The sequence below is a fragment of the Rubrivirga sp. S365 genome, assembly GCF_032248475.1.
Classification (GTDB): domain Bacteria; phylum Bacteroidota; class Rhodothermia; order Rhodothermales; family Rubricoccaceae; genus Rubrivirga; species Rubrivirga litoralis.
In genome coordinates, this window is the sequence record NZ_JAVTTN010000001.1 from 2,433,246 (window position 1) to 2,451,457 (window position 18,212).

The following is an 18,212-nucleotide window of genomic DNA, read 5'->3' on the forward strand; positions in this document are numbered from 1 at the left end:
CGACGCGCTTCTGTGTCTCGTCGAGTCGAACTGCTCGCCCTCCTCCTGGGGGACACCCTCGCTACCACGCTCGCCGCCGCCGTGGTGCTGCGCGGGCCGGCGGCGTGGGACTGGGTCCCGGAGCCCGGCGGGTCGGCTGCGCTCGGCGTCGTGCTCCTCGTGGCGGGGTGGCTCGTCCTGTTCTCGTTCTCGGGGCTCTACGGCGAGCGCTACGCCGGCGGCCGGCTCGACGAGCTCGTCGCGCTCCTGAAGGTGGTCGTGTTCGGGACGCTCGTGCTCCTGTTCGGGTACGCCCTGGACCGCGTCGCGCCCGACGCGCTGCGGCAGGCGATGGCCGTCTACGGCGGGGCGATGTTCGCGCTCGTCGGCGCCGAGCGGCTCGCGATCCGGGGCCTCCAACGCGCGCTGGTCGTCCGCGGCTACGGCCGCCACCGGGCCGTCGTGGTCGGGTGGTCGGACCGGGTGGAGACGCTCTACCACGACCTCGCGAGTTACCCGGCGGCCGGCATCGAGGTCGTCGGCGCCATCCGCCTCAAGCCCGCGGCGAAAGAGTCGGCCTTCGCCGGCGACGTCCCGAGGCCCGCGGGCGACGACGGGGGCGGGGTGGTCGAGAGGCCGTCCCCGGGCGGCGACGTGCTCCCGGCCGGGGCCGTCGAAGTCACGGCCGCCGGCGCCCCCGAGGCCGGCGTCGCCGAGCTCCCGCGCCTCATCGACTGCCTGGGCGTGCGCGACGTGCTCATCGCGCTGGGCAGCGACGACCATGCGACGCTCGACGCCGTGCTCCGCGTGTGCGACGGGCGCCCGGTCACGCTCAAGCTGGTCCCCGACTTCTACGCCGCGATCGGCGGCATGGCGCGGACGGAACACACGTACGGGATCCCGCTCATCGAGGTGCTCCCGGAGCCCATCCCGGTGTGGGAGCGCCGGACCAAGCGGATCGTCGACGTGGTCGCGAGCGCCGTGGCGCTCGTGGCCGGGCTCCCGCTGTGGCTGGCCCTCGGCGCGCTCGTCCGCCTGACGTCGCCGGGCGGGGCCATCTACCGCCAGGAGCGGGTCGGGCGCGACGGGCGGCCGTTCACGATGCTCAAGTTCCGCACGATGGTCGACGGCGCCGAGCGCGAGACCGGCCCGGTGTGGGCGGGGCGGGGCGACGCCCGCGTGACGCCGGTCGGCCGGTGGCTCCGGCGGTTCCGGCTGGACGAGGCGCCCCAGCTGTGGAACGTGCTCGTGGGGCAGATGAGCCTCGTCGGTCCGCGCCCGGAGCGGCCGTACTTCGTGCGCCAGCTGGCCGAGCAGGTCCCGCTCTACAGCCGCCGCCACCGCGTCCACCCCGGGCTGACCGGCCTCGCGCAGGTCAAGTGGCGCCGCGACGCCGACATCGAGGACGTCCGCCAGAAGCTGAAGTACGACCTGTTCTACATCGAGAACATGAGCCTCCAGATGGACGCGACGATCCTGTTCCAGACCGTGCGGACGGCGCTCCTGGGGCGCGGGCACTGACCGCCCCGCCCACGGGTGGGGCGAGGAGGTCGGAGCGGCTTGCGATCTCTGGAGCTTTGGGGAGCCGCTTTCTCCACCCCGCCCGTTGCGAGACGCGCCTGAGGCGGGGTGGAGCCCGGCCTAGGTCTAGCGACGGCCTCCCGGCTCGGAGCTCCTGGTCCGGTACGCGGGGCACGGCACGCGCGGTGCCTGGAGCGGAACGGACTTCTGGTACTCACCCGTCGCCGACGCATCGGTATACGCGATGAGCCGGCCGACGAGACCGCCCCGCTCAGGCCGAGCCACGACGTAGACGCCGCCGAAGGCGAACCGAGCAGGACCGAGCGCGATGAGGAGCGAGTCGCCGGCCTCCGTCGGACGCCACGCCTGAAACGGGTCGTCGTCGCGGGGCCAGTCGCGTACGTCCGTGCGGCCGTATGCAGCACGGTACGGCGACGGCACGGACTGCCCCGTCGAGTCCCGACCGGCGACGGGGATGGCCGTCAGTTCCACCGCTCCAGGCGTCCCGCGGAACCACGAGGGGTAGCCCGCCGCCTCCGGAGCGTCGAGCCGGTAGCATCCGACGAGGCTGCTAGGCCGGTCCACGTGGGGAGCGGGGCGGAGGGCCGCGCACCCGCCGACGAGCAGCGCGACGAGGCCCAGCAGGGCGGAGTGGCGGGGTGGGAGCATCAGCCTCGGACGCGTCTCAAGTCCTGAGGCGCGCGCCTCGCCCGGGCCGCCACCCCGCCCCCGGCGGCCGCCCCGCCCCCGGCCGTCCGCCCCGCCCGGTACCAGCGCGCAAAGAGGGCCACGAGCAGGAGCCCCTCCGCCAGGTCGCCGCCGTAGTACATGACCTGCGCCGCCGCTTGCACCTCCGCCGCGCCCGCCACGCCGCACGGCCACCCGTACCCGTACATCAGCTTGCCCAGGACGGCGTGCGCCGCGATCGCCAGCGTCAGCACGCCGAGCCGGGTCGCGAGCGGGGCGGGGTGGGGCGCCGGGTCCGGCCCGGCGAGGACGGCCCACGTAAACAGCACGCCGGCCGCCAGAACGTGCAGGTGGACCAACGCGTGGAGCGCCGGCGCGTGCAGCGTGGCCGCGTAGAGCGGGGTGAGGTACAGCACGGCCATCCCGCCCACGTTCAGGACCGCCGCCGTCGCCGGGTGCGACACGACGCGCACCACCCTGCCCCTCAAAAATCGCGTCACGCGGCGGGCGGCCGGGACGGGCAGCGTGCGCAGCGCGAGCGCCACCGGCGCGCCGAGCACGAGCCCGAGCGGGGCGAGCATCCCGACCAAGACGTGCTGGACCATGTGGCCTCTCAAGTCGCCGTGCGCCCACGCCGCCAGGGGCGGGGCGGCGGCGAGGGCCAGGAGCGCCACCCCGCCCGCGAACGCCGCCGTCCGCCCGCCGGCCCAGCGCCGCCCCGCCCGTCGCTGCGCGCGCGCGGCGGCGAGGTAGGCCATGAGCACGGCCGCGAGCGCTAGGAGCGGGGCGGGAGAAGGCGCGTGGTCCACGGCTACGCCGGCCTGGCTCGCCGCGCGCGGACCGCGAGCGCCGCGCCCACGGCCAGGAGCGCGAGCCCGACCGCGTTCCACGCCACGTCGTACGGCAGGAGCTCGACGCCGTAGCGGACCTGGTGGATGCGGAGCACCTTGTGGTCCACGATCCCGTCGAAGAGCTGGAATCCGCCGGCGCCGAGGAAGCCGCCGGCCCACGCCCACCGCCCCGCCCACGCCCCGCGGCGGAGGAGGTCGGCGGCGAGGAACGCGCCGGAGACGAAGGCCACGAGCTCGAAGGCGTGGAGCAGCCCGTCCGAGATGATCCCGATGGCCGGCGTGGAGAGGTCGAAAAAGTGGTGCCAGCGGAGGATCTGGTGGAACACCACCTCGTCGACGGCCGCCATCAGCCCGACGCCGAGCAGGGCCGCCACGCCGAGCGACCGGCGGGCGTCGGGACGGGGCGGAGCCGCGGGGCGGGGAGCGTCGGGCATGGGCGGGGCGGGGGAGAGGGGCCAACCCTGTTCTGCCCGCCGAGGTCCGGACGGGGCCGCATCTCCCCGCGGGCTAAGGCGAAGAGCTCGGGGAGGGAATGGCCTCAGTTCGGGTGAGGCGGCTCGTACGCGGCTCCCTGGAGGAATCCGGTCGAGTTCCTGGCGACTACAGCGTAGCTCAGTCGGGTAGGAAGGCGTAGCCGCAGTGCGCGATCCACCCGGAGGCGTCCGATGGTGTGACCGCGGAAACGGCTTCGTCGAGCGCGTCGAGCAGCGCGTCCCGGGCGTCGGCCAGCTTCTGCTTGACGATCGCCTTCACCTTCGACCACATCGGCTCGATCGCGTTGAGATCCGGGCTGTACGGCGGCTGCGGGAGCACGCGGGCACCGACGGCCTCAACGAGTGCGATTGCAGCCGGGCTGTGGATCCGGGCGTTGTCCCAGATCACTACGTCGCCCTCCTCCAAGCACGGCACCAGGCTCTCGGCCACGAACGCCTCGAAGTGGGGGGCCTTGACGGACCCCTCGTGTGCCCGCACCGACCCGCACGTCGCGGCCATCCACCCGATGAGGTTGACCCGCTTGCCGACCCGGAAAGGGGCGACCTCGACGCACCGCGTGCCGATGGGCGCGAACCCGTACGCCGACCGCGCGCCGATCTGAATCCCCGACTCGTCGACGAAAACCAACCGCTCGGCTGGGATCGCCGCGACCTCCGCCAAGAACGCCTCGCGCTTGGCGACCACATCCGGGCGGAAGCGCTGGGAGGCGATCATGGACTTTTTTTTCGGGTGACCCGCCACAGACCCAGCATCCGCTGGACGGTCTGGCGGCTGATGGCGCGTCCGGTGTCGGCCTCGAACCGGCGGGCGATGGTCGCGTGCGGCATCGAAGGGTTCTCGGCGAGGTACCCGTCGAAGAGCGGGCGGTCGTCGTCGGTCACGAGCGGGGTATGGCCACCGCCGTGGGGCCGAGGCTCGACGGACCCCTGAATGCGGTCGAGGTGGCGGAGCCGGTGGACGGTCGAGACGGAGACGCCGAAGCGGGCGGCGACGACGGGGGCAGTGGCCGAGCGGGCGGCGTCGAGGACGCGGCGACGGAGGTCGACGGAGAGCGGGGCGGGCATGGCCGAAGCTACCCTGTCAACCCGGGATGGCTTCGCTGTACGCTTGCACGGTGACGCTCATTCGTGACGTTCGCTCCCACACATTTGTCACGCTCGAAACCCCGCCCCGCTCCGTAAACTGGCACGCGGACCCCGCTGGGTAGGGCACCGTTGTGCCCCCTCGTTTCCCTCGACGCATGCCTGTTGCTTCGCCCTCCGCCGCCCTCTGGAACCGCCTCGCTTGGCAAGGACTCCTGATCGGAGCACTCACTGTCGGGGCTGGGTGCGCCACGTCCCGCCCTGCCCCGCCGCCGGCCGTCAACGCTGAGCCGGAGCTCGCCCGCGCCCGCGAGGCTATCGCCGACGCTCGGGCGGTCGGGGCTGAGGCCGAGGCCGCGGTCGAGCTCCGGGCAGCGACGACACGTCTGGACGAGGCAGAGCAGGCGCTCGCAGGTGGTGACGCTGTCGGGGCGAGCCGCTTCGCCCGCGAGGCGTTCGTCGACGGCCAACTCGCTGAGCTCACCGTGCTCGCCGCCCGCGCGCGCCGAGCGCGCGCGCTCTACGACGAAGTCCGCGCGCTCCGCGCCGAGGTCGATACCGCCCTCGCGAACTAGGGCAGAGGCCGCCCCTTGGCCCCGCTCCGCCCGCTAAGGGCGGGGCACTGCTACTCAGCCCCCGCCGACCGACCCTCGCCGCAGCCGACCCCAAATGGGGCGGGGCGGCGGCCGTAGCGCCCCCTTCGCATTTCCTTCCTTCCGCCTGTTCCTCATGCGTCGATTGACGTCTCCGGCTCTCTTCTTGGCGGCGGTGCTCGCAGTTGGTGTCGCCGGCTGTAGTTCCTCCGCCGTTGTCTACACCGCCAGCCGTGCCGAGGCTGAGGCCGCCGTGTCGGAGGCCCGCCGGGCCGTCGACCGCGCCGACCGTTCGGCCGCGCTCGCGGCCCGCTATGACCTCGGCGCCGCCGCCGCCGCGCTCGAGGCCGGGGACCTCGACGAGGCGGTGCACCAGGCGTACCTCACGCGGCGACGCGTGCGCGTGGCAGCGCTCCAGGCCACGCTCGACGACGCCGAGCGCAGCGTCTCCGGCGCCGACGCCGAGGGGGGGCGCCGCCTCCTCATCACGGACGCCTTCCAAACGGCGCAGACGGACCTCCGCCCGGCCCCCCGCGAGGCGGTCGCCCGCGTGGCGTCTTATCTCCTGTCTCACCCCCACCGCGTCGTCCTCGTCGAGGGGTTCACCGACAGTACGGGCAACGAGAAGCAGAACCTCGACCTCTCGGTCCGCCGTGCCGCGGCCGTCAAGGCCCAGCTCATCGAGGCCGGCATCGACCCCTCCCGCGTTGTGGCGGCGGGGTATGGGCAGGCATACCCCGTGGCCCCCAACGACACGGCCGAAGGCCAGCGCCAGAACCGCCGGATCGAGATCACCGTCGCCGACCGCCTCGACGCGCTCCCCACGCGCTGACGGGCTATGCCCGGGCGGGGCGGCGTCCTGACCCCGGGCCGCCCCGCTCGGACGCAGGGGGTGGGGCTTTGGCCAAACCGGCGGGGCAGAGAGCCCCCGACGCACCCGCTCGCCTCGCCGAGGAGGCCGGCGAAGAGCCCGTGCCCGGCGCCGTTCTGGTCGTAGAGGTTCTGGTCGTGAGAGCGAACGGGCTCGCGGGTCCCGTCGTCCGCCCCGCCCGTACCCCACGTGCCGGGGCGGGGCGGTCGGTAGCTTCGCCACCCCGCCCGGCCGCCCCGCCCGCATGGACACCGCCCCCCACGTCGCCGCTCCGCCCGTCTCGGACGCCAACCTCGACCTGTACCGGGCGCTCCGCCTGCCCCGCGCGGTCGAGGACAAGATGCTCCGGCTGATCCGCCAGAACCGGATCTCGAAGTGGTTCTCGGGCTACGGCCAGGAGGCCATCGCCGTCGGGTGCGCGTGGGCGCTGGACGACCGCGACTGGCTGCTCCCCATGCACCGGAACCTGGGCGTGTGGACCACGCGCGGCGTCCCGCTCCGCCCGCTCTTCTGCCAGATGATGGGGCGCGAGGGCGGGTTCACGAACGGCCGCGACCGGACCTTCCACTTTGGCACGCTCGAGCACCGGATCGTGGGCATGATCTCGCACCTGGCCGCCATGCTCCCGGTCGCCGACGGGCTCGGGCTGGCCGCGCAGCTGAAGGGCGAGGACGCCGTCGCCGTCGCGTTCACGGGCGAGGGGGCGACCCGCGAGGGCGACTTCCACGAGGCGCTGAGCCTGGCGGCCGTGTGGTCGCTCCCGGTCGTGTTCGTGGTCGAGAACAACGGGTACGGGCTCTCGACGCCGACCGCCGACGCGGTCCCCGTCGACGACCTCGCCGACGCGGCGGCCGGCTACGGGATGCCGGGCGTGGTCGTCGACGGGAACGACTTATATGCCGTTATTGCATCAACAAAGAAAGCCGTTGAGCGTGCGCGGGCAGGGCGGGGGCCGACCCTCCTCGAAATGAAGACGTTCCGCGTCCGCGGCCACGAGGAGGCCAGCGGCACGGCGTACGTCCCCGACGACCTCATCGCCGAGTGGGAGGCGCGCGACCCCGTGGCCGCCTTCCGCGCCCGCCTCGTCGAGCGCGGCGTGGCCGAGGCCGCCCTCGACGCCGTCGACCGCGAGGTCGATGCCGAGGTCGAGGAGGTCGCCGAGTGGGCGCTACAGCAGCCGCCCGTCGAGGGCACGCCCGAGGGCGAGGCCGCCGACCTGTTCGCCCCGCCCGCGGACCGCCCCGCCCCGCCCGCCCCGCCCTCCAACGGCCAGGGCGGGGTGGAGGAGAAGCGGTTTATCGACGCGTTCTCCGACGGCCTGCGCAACGCCTTCGACGCCGACGACGCGACGCTGCTGATGGGCCAGGACGTGGCCGGCTACGGCGGCGTGTTCAAGACGACCGTTGGGTTCCTCGACCGCTACGGGCCGGAGCGCGTCCGCAACACGCCGATCATCGAGAGCGGGGCGCTCGGGTGCGCGCTCGGGCTCGCGCTCGACGGGTTCCGCCCGGTCGTCGAGATGCAGTACGCCGACTTCGTGACGTGCGGGTTCAACCAGATCGTCAACAACCTCGCCACGACGCACTACCGCTGGGGCGCGCCGGTCCCAGTCACCGTCCGGCTCCCGTTCGGGGGCGGCATCGGGGCCGGCCCGTTCCACAGTCAGAGCCCCGAGGCGTGGTTCTGCCACGTCCCCGGCCTCAAGGTGGTCGTGCCCGCCACGCCCGCCGACGCCAAGGGCCTCATCCGGGCGGCCATCGCGGACCCCAATCCGGTCCTCGTCTTCGAGCACAAGAGGCTCTACCGCGCGCTCCGGGGCGACGTGCCGACGGGCGACTACGCGACGCCGATCGGCGAAGCGCGCCTCGCGCGGGCGGGGCGGGACCTGACGGTCGTGACGTGGGGCGTCGGCGTGCAGTGGGCGCTGGACCTCGCCGAGACGCACGAGGCGGACCTGGAGGTGATTGACCTGCGGACGCTCGTCCCCTGGGACCGCGAGGCCGTCCTGGCGTCGGTCGAGAAGACGGGCCGGCTCCTCGTGCTCCACGAGGCGACGCGGACCGGCGGGTTCGGCGCTGAGGTGGCCGCCGAGGTCGCCGAGGCCGCGTTCTCGTACCTCGACGCCCCGCCCGTGCGCGTCGGCGCGGCCGACCTGCCGGTCCCGTTTTCGAAAGCGCTCGAGTCCGACGTCTACTCGGCGCGCGCGCGCCTGGGCGGGGCGGTCGACCGGGCGCTCGCGTTCTGACCGCCCCGCCCGCGCCGAGGGCGGCCCCGACGCAGCGGCCCCTGCCGACTCCAGCCCGTGAGGCCGAGGAACGGGCGGGGTGGCGGTCTTTTCGGCCGCCCCGCCCTTTCGACTCTCGGTCCTCGATCCGCGACCCGCCGGCTGCCCCGCCCGCTACGCCGTCCACGTCGGCTCCTCCTCCGGCCCCAGCTCCGGGTGCCCCGGCGGCAGCGGGCCGCCTGGGAGGGCGGGGTGGCCCGGCGGGAGGCGGTCGAGGTCGGGCGGCGCGTCGGCCACCTCGACGACCAGCCGGTACGGCCCCGCCCCGCCCGGCGCCGCCGACGTCACGAGCACCTCCCACCGCCCCGCGACCGGCGCCACGAACGCCGTCGCGGCCGCGCGCGCGCCGCCGGGCACGTCGGTCTGCACGCCGTCCGGGCTGTGGAGGATGAGGTAGGGCGCGAAGCCCTCGGCCTCGACCTGGACGCGGACCCACTGGCCGGGCTCGACGTCGACCTCGTGGGCGTCGACCAGCTCGCCCGTCGCGAGCGTCTCGTCGCCCGGTTCGAGCGCGCCGGCCGTCTCGACCGGGCCGCGGGCGCAGCCGGCGGCGAGGAGCAGGAGGACGGCGAGGGCGGGGCGGACGGGCATGGCCCGAACCTACGCCGCCCCGCCCCGCCTACCCGCCTCCGGCCGTGGCGGGGAGTGCCTGAGGAGCGGGCGGGGCGGCTCCCGAGACCGAGTCGCGCGCGGCGCGTGGCCCGACGCCGGCCCGGTCGAGCGCGTCGTCGAGGAGCCCGCCCCGCCCGCCGGCGGCGCCCAGCGCGACGGCGTCGAGGACGAGCCCGTTGAGGTTGCCGCTCACCTTCGTCAGCACGAGGTTCCCCTCGCCCATCACGACGGCGAGGAGGTCGGTAAGACGGCCGTCGGGGCGCTCCCGGAGGAACACCCACGCGGCCGCGGCGCTGTCGCGGGCGACGACGAACGGGCTCCATCCGTCCTCCCGGTAGCGGCGGAGGGCGCGGGGCGTGGACATCGCCCGGCCGTCGAACGCGCCGCGGAGGCGGTAGTGGCCGACCTTGACGGCCTTGACATGGCCGATGATCTGGCGGGCCTCTCGCGTGGAGCTTGGGGCGGCGAGCCGCCCAACGAACCGGGTGGTCCCCATCGTGAGCCGGCCGAATCCGACCGCGAACCCGTCGCCGACCTCGGCGTCGGTTTGGGCCTCGACGTCGTGCCGGAGGTCGCGGCTCAGCCGGTTCATCTCGAACGAGACGCACCCGGTGAGCGGGGCGAGGAGGACGAGCGCCGCGAGGGCGGGGAGGGCTCTACTGGTCATCGTCGTCGCGGCTGGAGTCCCCGTCGCGGTCGGCCTGGTCCGCCTCGTCGTCCACGTCGACGTCAGCGAAGCGGCGCGTGAGGGCGCCCACCTGGGCCGGGTCGATGGTCCCGTCGATGAGGACGAACACGGCGTTGTCGTCCTCGTTGTCGACGGCCATGACGGCCATCCCGTCGAAGGCGTCGCCGGCGTCGCGGACGTAGATCCAGACGTCGCCGTCGTTTTCAGTGTCGCCCGGCTGCGAGCGGACGCGGACGAACGTCCACCACCCGTCGGCCTCGAACCGCTGGCCGACGTCGGCCAGGCGCCGCACGGCGAGGTCGCGCGTGGCGCCGAGCGTGTAGACGCGGACGGTCACGGCGCGGAGGCCGTCGAGCATGAGGGCGGCCTCGGGCTCCTCGGCGCGCGCGGCCTCGGACGCGAGCCGGAGGAGCGACCCGCGGAGGTTGACCTCGACCGTGGGCGGGGCCTCGAACAAGGCGTCGAGCGCGGCGACGTCGACGGGCTGGGCCGTGGCGCCGAGCGGGGCGGCCAGGGCGAGGGCGAGGAGGAGGCGTCTCATAGCGTCATTACGGGGCGAGGTGGGGGAGGGCGGTGTCGAGGGCGCGGAGGGCGCCGGCCTCGTCGCGGACGGCGCGGTCGGCCTGGCGCTGCGCGCGGGCGACGAGCGCGAGCGCGAGCTGGAGGTCCTGGGCGGCGGCCTCGACCTCGGCCGCCGTCGGCTCGGGGGCGTCGGCGAGGTCCAGGGCGTCCGGGGGCGGGGCGGCCGCCCCGCTCGGGCGGGGCAGGCCGTTGTCGGGCGGAGCGCTCGGCGCGGCTGCGTCGTTGGCCCGCGGCTCCACCCCGCCCGGAGCGGCGTCCGCGACGGTGGGCGGGGCGGTGTCGGACGTGGTGGTTTCGGGCGGGGCGGCTTCAGGCGTCGTGCCTCCGGGCGGGGCGGTGTCGGGCGAGGCGCCCAGGGGCGGGGTGGGAGCGACCGGGGCCGGCGCCACGCGCTCGGCCACGCGCGGCGCCGGCTCGACGCCCGCCCCGCCCGGCCACAAGACGACGGCAACGGCGAGCGCGCCCAGGGCCACGAGCGCGACGGGCGCCCACCGCCGCCCCGCCCGCGCACGCCGGGCGGGGCGGTCCGGCGCCGGGCGCGCGGCGCTCCGCCCCGCCCGAGTGGCGGCCGGCGGGGCGGACGTCCGGTGCGCCGCCGCGAGCGCAGCGGCGACCACGTCGGGCGGGCACGTCGCGTCAGCGAGGACGGCGAGGTCGGCGCTGACCGACGGGGGCGGGGCGGCGAGCGCGGCGTCGAGCGCGGCCTCGCACGCGGCGCAGTCAGCGAGGTGGCGCTCGAATGCGGCCTCCTCGTCCGGCGCGAGCCGGCCGTCGAGGAACTCGTCGAGTCGGGTGCAGGGCGCGGTCATGGGACGAGGTCGGGCGAGGCGGCGGTGAGGGCGGCCTGGAACCGCCGGCGCGCGCGGAGCAGGTACACTTTCATCGTGTTCAGCGGGAGGTCGAGCGCGTCGGCGACCTCGGCGTAGGCCAGCCCCTCGACGTCGCGGAGCACGAGGAGCGAGCGGTACGGCTCGTCGAGCGTTCCGAGCGCCCGCTCGATCCCGGCGCGGAGGTCGGCCGCGTGGGCGTCGTCGTCGGGGAGCGGGGCGGCGCTCGCGGGTTCGGAGACGGGCTCGGCGAGCCCGGGCTGCGGCCGCACGCGCCGCCGGCGGACGAGGTCGAGCGCGGCGTTCCGCGCCACGCGCGCCACCCAGGCGCGGCGCCGGTCGGGCTCGACGGTCTCGATGTGGTGCCAGACGTTCACGAGGGCGTCCTGCGCGGCGTCGGCCGCGTCCGCCGGGCACCCGGTCACGCGCAGCGCGACGCGGTACGCGAGGTCGGCGTGGGCACGGACGAGGCCGTCGGCGGTCATGGTGTGGGGGCGTGACGGACGAACGACGGGGGTCGCTTCTCAAAGGTTACAGGCCCCCAATCGCGCGCCCGCTCCCCCACCACCTCTGCCCACCCCACCCCGCCCCGCCCGCTCTGGCCCCTCAGCCCTCAGCCGGGGCCGCGAGCCCGGACCCGATTCGAGACGGCGCTCGGTTCCCGGTCCACCCGTGCTCACAGGAGCGGGGCGGCGGCCTCAACGCATTCGCCAACGGCGCGGCGTAGCGCCCCCGCCCCGCCCGCCCCTGCCCAGGAGCATCTGAGCCGCCCCGCCCTCAAAGCACTCTGCGGATGGGTGCGGGGTATGGCCCGATCTGACCTCGGCGCGCACGTACCCCGTACCGAGTACCCCCGTACCCACCGCTCTAGAACGAGCCGCCCCGGAACGCCTCGCCCTCGAGAACGGCCTCGCCGTCTGAACTGGGGGCGGGGCGGCCGACGTCCAGGTCGTCGAGGGCGGGGTGGCCCGCGTCGAAAAGGGCGAGGTCGCGGACGTTCTTCTGCACGGCCACGGCGCCGAACAGGACGAGCAGGAACGACATGCCATAAAACCCCTTCTCGCTCAGCGCCAGGTCGGCGTTGAACAGCCCGACAAAGAGCAGCGTGATGGCGATCGCGACCGCCCCCCCAGCACAGGCCGAAGTAGAGGGCCGTCACCGAGATCCCCTCCAGCCGTTCGCGGACCGACTTCTGGAGCGAGACGGCCGCGAACAGACCGAACAGCAGCACCGTCAGGTAGTACCCCTTCTCGTTCAGGAGCATCGCGGCGTTCCACAGCCCGACCATAAAGGCGACGGCGCCGACCAGGAGGGCCGTCCAGGACGCGGCGATGAAGGCGGGCGTGGGGCGGGCGGTCGTCGTGTTCATGTCGGGGCGGGGTGGGAGGAGACCCGTAGGCTACAGCGCGTAACGCGTTTAGCCCTAATGCAAACGGACTATGCCGCGCCACCCCGCCGGGCGGGGCGGGAAAAGCCTCGGCGGCTCCACGCGGGCCGCCCCGCCCGGTCACTTACCGCAGTCGCCCCGCGAGGTCCGCCGCGGCGTCCGCCGCCGCCTCGGCAAAGTCGGCCCCGGGTGAGGCGTAGAGGATGGCTCGGCTGCTGTTCACCAGGATCGGCCCGCCGGCGTTCGCGTCGAGCACCTCGGCCGCCGCCCCTCCCTGGGCGCCCACGCCCGGCACCAGGAACGGGACGCCGGGGTGCTCGTCGCGGAGCCCGGCCAGGAGGGCCGGGCGAGTCGCGCCGACGACGAACCCGGCCGCCCCGCCCCGACGGGAAGCGTCTTCGTCGGGCACGGCCTCGACGGCCAGCCGGGCGACGCGCCGGTAGAGCGGCTCGCCGCCCACGTCGAGCGCCTGGAGGTCGGCCCCGCCCGGGTTCGAGGTGGCGACGAGGACGAACGCGCAGCGGCCCGGGTGCTCCAGGAACGGGGCGACGCTGTCGGCCCCCATGTACGGCGCGACGGTGGTCGCGTCGGCCCCGAGCCCGTCGTAGAGGGCGTCCGCGTAGCGCCGGCCCGTGTTGCCGATGTCGCCGCGCTTGCCGTCGAGGACCAGGAGCCGCCCCGCCCGGCGGACGGCGGCGCAGACGGCGGCGAGGGCGTCCCACCCGTCCGGCCCGTACGCCTCGAAAAAGGCCAGGTTGGGCTTGAACGCCGCCGCGTGCGGCGCCGTCGCCCCGACGACGGCCTCGCAGAACGCGGCGGCGCCCTCCGCCCCGCCCACGGCGAACGGGGCGGGGAGGCGCTCGGGGTCGGGGTCGAGCCCGACGCACAGCGGGGAACCGACCTCAGCGACGGCTGCCGCTAGGCGGTCGGCGAATGGGGCGGGGTGGGGTGAGGGCATGGAGAGCGGAGAGAGCGGAGAGAGCGGAGAGAGCGGAGAATGCGGGCGGGGGCGGGGCGGGTCAAGCCACATTCCATCGACTTCCTGCCGCCCCGCCCTCGCGCCGGGTGGGCGGGGTGGGCATCTTGCCTTCTGCCTTCTGCCTTCTGCCTTCTGCCTTCTGCCTTCTGCCTTCTGCCTTCTGCCTTCTGGCCTTGCCTCAGGCTTCAACCGACGGCGGGACCCAGGGAGCACCTCCGGTCGTCTCAGAAGCGCTTCCATTCCCCTAACACGAGCACACGCGCAACCGCTATGGCCGACCTCTCCACGATGAAGGGCGTCTCCGCCCGAGACCAGAAGATGATCCGCGAGGTCGAGACCATGTTCGGTCCCGAGCCCGAGGACATGGGGTTCATCAAGAACCTGTTCTGGGGCCGCATCCGCGAGGAACTCGTGTTCCCGTACCCCGAGGTCTCGCCCGAGGAAAAGGCCAAGACCGACAAGCTCCTCGACGAGCTCGAAGCGTACCTCGACACCGAGCACCCGCGGATCCAGATCGACCAGGACCAGGTCATCCCCGAGTGGGTCGTCGACCGGCTGTTCGAGATGGGCGTCATGGGCATGACGGTCCCGGAGCCGTACGGCGGGCTCGGGCTCGGCGTGGCGTCGTACAACCGCGTCCTCGAAGCCATCGGCCGGCGGTGCGGCTCGACGGCCGTCATGGTCTCGGCCCACCAGTCGATCGGGTGCAAGGCGCTCATGCTGTTCGGGACCGACGACCAGAAGGACCGCTTCCTCCCGATGGTGGCCCGCGAGAAGCTCTCCGGCTTCTGCCTCTCCGAGCCCCAGGTGGGCTCCGACGCCGCCGGCCAGGAGACGCACTGCGAGTGGAATGAGGAGGAGCAGGTCTTCGTCCTCAACGGCGAGAAAAAGTGGATCACGTCGGGCGCCCTCTCCGGGCTCCTTACGGTTATGACCACGCAGGACGTCAAGGACCCCAAGACGGGCAAGGTCAAAAAGGGCGTCTCGGCGCTCATCGTGACGCCGGACATGGACGGCGTGACGTTCTTCCAGAAGAACCGCTCGAAGGCCGGCATCCGCGGGACGTGGCAGGCGCGCATCCGGTTCGAGGACGTGAAGGTCCCGAAGGAGAACCTGCTGCACCGCGAGGGCCAGGGCCTGAAAGTCGCGCTGACGTGCCTGAACTACGGCCGCTGCACGCTCTCGGCCGGCGTCACCGGCGCCGCCAAGCAGGCCGCCGAGCAGTCGACGAAGTGGGTCCAGACGCGGTACCAGTTCCAGCGCCCGCTGGCCGACTTCGAGCTCGTCCAGAAGCGGGTCGCTGAGATGCACGCGCTGTGCTACGCGATGGACGCCATGCTCTACGAGGTCTGCGGGATGCTCGACCGCCACGACCCGGACATCATGGTCGAGACGGCCGCCTGCAAGTACTTCTGCTCCGAGGAGGGCTGGAACGTGATCGACTCGGCCATGCAGATCATGGGCGGGGAGGGCTACGTGACCGAGAACGAGTTCGAGCGCCTGTGGCGCGACAACCGGATCCACCGGATCGTGGAGGGCTCGAACGAGGTCATGCAGCAGTTCATCTTCGCCTACGGCGGCAAGCAGCTCGCCGAGCACATGCTGGGCGTGCTCAACCAGGTCGAGTGGTCGGACGAGGAGACGACGACGGAGAACCTCCAGCGCATCCTCGCCGGCGCCTTCAAGCCGCAGACGGTCCGGGCCGGCACGCCGCTCGCCGCCGAGATCTTCCTCGGCAAGAAGGTGGCCAAGCCCGAGCTCACGCGCGTCCACCCGTCGCTTAGGTCGTTCGCCGACCGGCTCGCGGCCCACGTCCAGACGCACACGCGCGAGTTCAAGCTGGCCTCGAAGCGGATGGAGGAGCAGATCGTGACCGCCCAGGTCACGCAGGCCCGGTTCGCCGACAACGCGACGCTCATGTTCGCGTGGTCGTGCGTGCTCGCCAAGCTCGACCAGCAGTTGGCCGACGGCGCGAGCGGGCCGGAGTGGGACCGCGACAAGCTCGCCGGCCTCCACTTTATGCACATGGCCCACGAGCGGATCAAGGCCAACGTCCGCGCGCTGACGGAGAACTCGGACGACTCCATGCTCCGCGCCGCCGAGGCCGCGCTGACCTGGGTCGACACGCTCCCGAACGACGAGTTCTACATCCACGAGACCTCGCCGGTCGCCGCCGGCACGGGCCACGAGGTCCAGGAGGCGTACATCAAGCAGTTCCCCGAGGACGGCGCCCCGTACACGCCCCGCCCCGACGGCGAGGCGGCGGGCGACGGCGCCGTCCAGGAGGCGTCGCCGGCGAAGACGGCCAAGAAAAAGGCCAAGGCCAAGGCCTAGCCGCCCCGCCCGGACGCTGAGTTCGACCGCCCCGCCCCGCCCGCCACTGCGCGGGCGGGGCGGGCGTGTTTATGGGCGCTCCGCAGTCGGACGGAGGCCGCGGGACGGTATGGCAGGAGCTGGATCCTCAGGGTGGGGTGGCCGGGGCCGCCCCGCCCCGCCCGCCCACGTCCTACCTTGCCGACGGACACAACGGGCGGGGCGGCCGCGCCGACGGCGCGCGGGGGCGGGGCGGTCCCACAGAGCTCCTGCCTGGGCTTCCTTTCCCCTTTCCCTTTCCCACTTTCCCCCGTGGTCGACTTTACGCGGCTCGCCGGCCAGATCGAGGACTTCGCCGTCTACCGGCGGGGCGAGGACCGCGCGCACGCCGGCCGCCTCGACCGCGCCCGCGTGGCGCTGGCCGACTGCGCGCCGGCGTGGGAGGCGCTCGTCGAGCGCGCGCAGGCCCTCTCCGGCGGACCGCTCCGGGCGCTCCCGCAGGCGCGGCCCGACGCCCGCGACGGCTGCCCGCCCCGCCCCGCCACCGTGACCGTCGTGGCGACGGACGGGTCGCAGATCTTCCCCGACCGCCACGTCGAGCCGGCGTGCTACCTCCTCAACGTGGGCCGCGTGGCGTTCCACTACGGCACGCTCGACCCGCCGCTCATCGCCGCCGAGCCCACGCTCCGCTACCGCCAGCAGGACCTGGCCGACCTCGCCCAGGACGACGACGCGGACGCCTCGCCCATCGACCTCACGACCGAGGTCGTGTCGGCGCTCCGCGACGAGCTCGAGCTCACGTGGCTGTTCGAGACGGCCGAGGCCGAGCGCCGGAGCGGGCGGCCCGTTCTTGCCGTCGCCGACGGCACGCTCATCCGCTGGATGCTCCGCGGCATGAAGAACCGGCGCCTGGAGGACCGCCTCATCGACCGCTACGTGGCCGAGCTCGACCGCTTCCGCGAGGCCGGCATCCCGGTCATGTCGTACGTCTCGCGCCCGGGCAACGCCGAGGTCGTCAACCTCCTCCGGCTGCACCTGGGCGAGGACGACTGGGCCGAGGGGCCGGAGTCGATCCGCGGCCTGCTGGACCGCCACCTGTTCGAGGCGTGGCTCGCCGAGGGCGAGCGGAGCGCCGTGTTCCTCTCCCGCTCAGGCGTCCTCAAGCGCTACGGCGCTCACCGGATCGTCGCGTTCTACGTCCGCGGCTGCGGCGAGGTGGGCCGCGTCGAGATGCCGGAGTGGGTGGCGCAGAACCCCGAGTGGCTCGACCTCGCGCACGCCGTCGTCCTCGACCAGTGCGAAAAGGGCGGGGGCTACCCCATCATCCTCCAGGAGGCCCACGAGCGCGCCGTCGTGCGGATGCAAGAGAAGGAGGTGTTTTACCGCATCCTCGCCCGCCAGGCCCGCCGCGCGGGCGGGGTGGTCCCGACGTACTCCGGCAAGGCGGCCTCGAAGCGGGCGCCGCGGGTGTAGGCTCGCTTCGCTCGCGGGGATGGGGAAAGGGGGGAGGGGAACGGGCAGAAAGCCGCCGCCCTGCCCCCGGCCGCTCCGCCACTCATCGCCCCGCCTGTTCTCCCTCTGCCCTCTCCTTTTTCCCATTGCCCAGTTCCCCCGCATCCCCCGCCCCGCCCGTCGCCGAAGTCATCGCGTCGAGCACGCGCGAGATCCTGGCCGAGGTCTACCCCGACGCCGAGGTGCCCGCCTTTGGGTCGTGGATCGAGGTCGAGACCGAGGGCATCGACGGGCGGGGCGGGGCGGTCCTCTACGGGCTCGTGAGCCACGCCGAGACCGGCTCCGTCGAACCCGGCCGCCAGGCGGTCGCGCTGGGCGCTGACTACGACCGCGACCGGCTCCGCCGCGAGATGCCGCAGCTGTTGGAGCTTATCCGCACGACGGTCCGCGCGCAGGTGCTGGCGTACTGGGACGGGCAGAGCCAGCGTGAAGGGCGCCCGCACGTCCGCCAGACGCTCCCGCCCCGCCCCGCGGCCCTCCACGACCGCGTGCGCCCGTGCGCGCCCGAGGCCGTCGCCGCGATCGCGGCCCCGTTCGACGTGCTGCGGACGCTGGCGCGGAGCCCCGACCCGGCCGTCCCCGCCGACGACTTGATCGCGGCCGCGCTCCGCGGGCTCTACAAGAGCCACGGCGAGGGGCCGGACGGCGAGGCCGTGCTCGTCGCCGCCGGCCGCGCGCTCGCCCGGCTCATGGACGACGACCACGAGCGGCTCCAGTCGATCCTCCGCCGCGTGGAGTAGGGCGGGGGATGGGGAACGCGCGGGCGAGGGGGTGCCCGTCTGGTTCCGCCCCGCCCACCGACGGCGCCCGTAGGGACACGGCTTGCCGTGTCCGGGCTTACGACCACCCCGCCCCAGGCCGCCCCGCCCCCAGATGAGGGCGGGGCGGTTGTGCGAGGGCCGGAGCGTGAAGACGGGGCGCAGGGGGAGGTCGGAGTGGCAGCTTGTCT

18 protein-coding genes and 1 pseudogene are annotated in these 18,212 nt (G+C 74.1%); 7 read left to right on the top strand and 12 right to left on the bottom strand.

What is annotated here, in order from left to right; genetic code table 11:
- Positions 1-12: 12 nt before the first annotated feature.
- On the top strand, positions 13-1,500 hold the full coding sequence (locus tag RQM47_RS10540) for a sugar transferase (RefSeq protein ID WP_314008903.1): 1,488 nt from the start codon (positions 13-15) through the stop codon (positions 1,498-1,500).
- Between the two features lie 126 nt (positions 1,501-1,626).
- On the opposite strand, the gene RQM47_RS10545 is transcribed toward RQM47_RS10540, so the two are convergent.
- The 5 genes from RQM47_RS10545 to RQM47_RS10565 all read right to left on the bottom strand — a co-directional run bounded on the left by RQM47_RS10545 (position 1,627) and on the right by RQM47_RS10565 (position 4,597).
- Positions 1,627-2,169: a hypothetical protein gene (locus RQM47_RS10545; protein ID WP_311664309.1), complete on the bottom strand. Its 543-nt coding sequence runs from the start codon at positions 2,167-2,169 to the stop codon at positions 1,627-1,629.
- Positions 2,169-2,996, bottom strand: coding sequence for a cytochrome c oxidase assembly protein (locus tag RQM47_RS10550; RefSeq protein WP_311664311.1), 828 nt, complete (start codon positions 2,994-2,996; stop codon positions 2,169-2,171). Before RQM47_RS10550 ends, RQM47_RS10545 begins: the two co-directional genes overlap by 1 nt.
- 2 nt (positions 2,997-2,998) lie before the next feature.
- Entirely contained in the window at positions 2,999-3,472 is a 474-nt protein-coding gene (locus tag RQM47_RS10555) for a DUF2243 domain-containing protein (protein ID WP_314008905.1), read from the bottom strand.
- A 178-nt stretch (positions 3,473-3,650) separates the two neighbouring features.
- Positions 3,651-4,247: a transposase gene (locus RQM47_RS10560; RefSeq protein WP_311666088.1), complete on the bottom strand. Its 597-nt coding sequence runs from the start codon at positions 4,245-4,247 to the stop codon at positions 3,651-3,653.
- Positions 4,244-4,597: a helix-turn-helix domain-containing protein gene (locus tag RQM47_RS10565; protein ID WP_311666090.1), complete on the bottom strand. Its 354-nt coding sequence runs from the start codon at positions 4,595-4,597 to the stop codon at positions 4,244-4,246. The genes RQM47_RS10560 and RQM47_RS10565 overlap by 4 nt, the downstream gene beginning before the upstream one ends.
- A 176-nt stretch (positions 4,598-4,773) precedes the next feature.
- Here RQM47_RS10565 and RQM47_RS10570 point away from each other — a divergent pair, with 176 nt between their 5' ends.
- The 3 genes from RQM47_RS10570 to RQM47_RS10580 all read left to right on the top strand — a co-directional run bounded on the left by RQM47_RS10570 (position 4,774) and on the right by RQM47_RS10580 (position 8,324).
- The gene (locus tag RQM47_RS10570) at positions 4,774-5,190 is read left to right on the top strand and encodes a DUF4398 domain-containing protein (RefSeq protein ID WP_311664315.1); all 417 of its coding nucleotides are present in this window, start codon (positions 4,774-4,776) and stop codon (positions 5,188-5,190) included.
- 154 nt (positions 5,191-5,344) lie between these two features.
- Positions 5,345-6,040, top strand: a complete 696-nt coding sequence (locus tag RQM47_RS10575; RefSeq protein WP_314008907.1) for an OmpA family protein — start codon at positions 5,345-5,347, stop codon at positions 6,038-6,040.
- A 283-nt stretch (positions 6,041-6,323) separates the two neighbouring features.
- Positions 6,324-8,324: a dehydrogenase E1 component subunit alpha/beta gene (locus tag RQM47_RS10580; RefSeq protein WP_314008909.1), complete on the top strand. Its 2,001-nt coding sequence runs from the start codon at positions 6,324-6,326 to the stop codon at positions 8,322-8,324.
- Between the two features lie 153 nt (positions 8,325-8,477).
- On the opposite strand, the gene RQM47_RS10585 is transcribed toward RQM47_RS10580, so the two are convergent.
- The 7 genes and pseudogenes from RQM47_RS10585 to pyrF form a co-directional block, all read right to left on the bottom strand.
- A complete protein-coding gene (locus RQM47_RS10585) occupies positions 8,478-8,954 on the bottom strand; it encodes a hypothetical protein (protein ID WP_314008911.1) in 477 nt (158 codons plus the stop codon).
- Positions 8,955-8,982: 28 nt separating this feature from the next.
- Positions 8,983-9,642, bottom strand: a complete 660-nt coding sequence (locus RQM47_RS10590) for a hypothetical protein (protein ID WP_314008913.1) — start codon at positions 9,640-9,642, stop codon at positions 8,983-8,985.
- Entirely contained in the window at positions 9,632-10,204 is a 573-nt protein-coding gene (locus RQM47_RS10595; protein WP_314008915.1) for a DUF4252 domain-containing protein, read from the bottom strand. The genes RQM47_RS10590 and RQM47_RS10595 overlap by 11 nt, the downstream gene beginning before the upstream one ends.
- Before the next feature lie 7 nt (positions 10,205-10,211).
- The gene (locus tag RQM47_RS10600; RefSeq protein ID WP_314008917.1) at positions 10,212-11,054 is read right to left on the bottom strand and encodes a zf-HC2 domain-containing protein; all 843 of its coding nucleotides are present in this window, start codon (positions 11,052-11,054) and stop codon (positions 10,212-10,214) included.
- A complete protein-coding gene (locus tag RQM47_RS10605) occupies positions 11,051-11,557 on the bottom strand; it encodes a sigma-70 family RNA polymerase sigma factor (RefSeq protein ID WP_311664329.1) in 507 nt (168 codons plus the stop codon). Before RQM47_RS10605 ends, RQM47_RS10600 begins: the two co-directional genes overlap by 4 nt.
- A gap of 382 nt (positions 11,558-11,939) precedes the next feature.
- Positions 11,940-12,441: pseudogene (gene yiaA / locus RQM47_RS17450) on the bottom strand (inner membrane protein YiaA).
- Positions 12,442-12,583: 142 nt separating this feature from the next.
- Positions 12,584-13,417, bottom strand: a complete 834-nt coding sequence (gene pyrF / locus RQM47_RS10615) for an orotidine-5'-phosphate decarboxylase (RefSeq protein WP_314008919.1) — start codon at positions 13,415-13,417, stop codon at positions 12,584-12,586.
- Positions 13,418-13,708: 291 nt separating this feature from the next.
- On the opposite strand from pyrF, the gene RQM47_RS10620 reads away from it, so the two are divergent.
- From RQM47_RS10620 to RQM47_RS10630, 3 genes are all read left to right on the top strand, one after another.
- Entirely contained in the window at positions 13,709-15,772 is a 2,064-nt protein-coding gene (locus tag RQM47_RS10620) for an acyl-CoA dehydrogenase family protein (protein ID WP_311664333.1), read from the top strand.
- A 291-nt stretch (positions 15,773-16,063) separates the two neighbouring features.
- Positions 16,064-17,224, top strand: a complete 1,161-nt coding sequence (locus RQM47_RS10625) for a DNA double-strand break repair nuclease NurA (RefSeq protein WP_311664335.1) — start codon at positions 16,064-16,066, stop codon at positions 17,222-17,224.
- A gap of 125 nt (positions 17,225-17,349) precedes the next feature.
- The gene (locus RQM47_RS10630) at positions 17,350-18,003 is read left to right on the top strand and encodes a hypothetical protein (protein WP_311664337.1); all 654 of its coding nucleotides are present in this window, start codon (positions 17,350-17,352) and stop codon (positions 18,001-18,003) included.
- Positions 18,004-18,212: the final 209 nt, after the last annotated feature.

Coding starts and splice junctions, on each gene's coding strand:
- RQM47_RS10595 (WP_314008915.1), bottom strand. CDS start 10,204: ATGAGACGCCTCCTCCTCGCCCTCGCCCTGGCCGCCCCGCTCGGCGCC.
- RQM47_RS10605 (WP_311664329.1), bottom strand. CDS start 11,557: ATGACCGCCGACGGCCTCGTCCGTGCCCACGCCGACCTCGCGTACCGC.
- RQM47_RS10620 (WP_311664333.1), top strand. CDS start 13,709: ATGGCCGACCTCTCCACGATGAAGGGCGTCTCCGCCCGAGACCAGAAG.
- RQM47_RS10585 (WP_314008911.1), bottom strand. CDS start 8,954: ATGCCCGTCCGCCCCGCCCTCGCCGTCCTCCTGCTCCTCGCCGCCGGC.
- pyrF (WP_314008919.1), bottom strand. CDS start 13,417: ATGCCCTCACCCCACCCCGCCCCATTCGCCGACCGCCTAGCGGCAGCC.
- RQM47_RS10575 (WP_314008907.1), top strand. CDS start 5,345: ATGCGTCGATTGACGTCTCCGGCTCTCTTCTTGGCGGCGGTGCTCGCA.
- RQM47_RS10545 (WP_311664309.1), bottom strand. CDS start 2,169: ATGCTCCCACCCCGCCACTCCGCCCTGCTGGGCCTCGTCGCGCTGCTC.
- RQM47_RS10560 (WP_311666088.1), bottom strand. CDS start 4,247: ATGATCGCCTCCCAGCGCTTCCGCCCGGATGTGGTCGCCAAGCGCGAG.
- RQM47_RS10580 (WP_314008909.1), top strand. CDS start 6,324: ATGGACACCGCCCCCCACGTCGCCGCTCCGCCCGTCTCGGACGCCAAC.
- RQM47_RS10600 (WP_314008917.1), bottom strand. CDS start 11,054: ATGACCGCGCCCTGCACCCGACTCGACGAGTTCCTCGACGGCCGGCTC.
- RQM47_RS10565 (WP_311666090.1), bottom strand. CDS start 4,597: ATGCCCGCCCCGCTCTCCGTCGACCTCCGTCGCCGCGTCCTCGACGCC.
- RQM47_RS10570 (WP_311664315.1), top strand. CDS start 4,774: ATGCCTGTTGCTTCGCCCTCCGCCGCCCTCTGGAACCGCCTCGCTTGG.
- RQM47_RS10555 (WP_314008905.1), bottom strand. CDS start 3,472: ATGCCCGACGCTCCCCGCCCCGCGGCTCCGCCCCGTCCCGACGCCCGC.
- RQM47_RS10590 (WP_314008913.1), bottom strand. CDS start 9,642: ATGACCAGTAGAGCCCTCCCCGCCCTCGCGGCGCTCGTCCTCCTCGCC.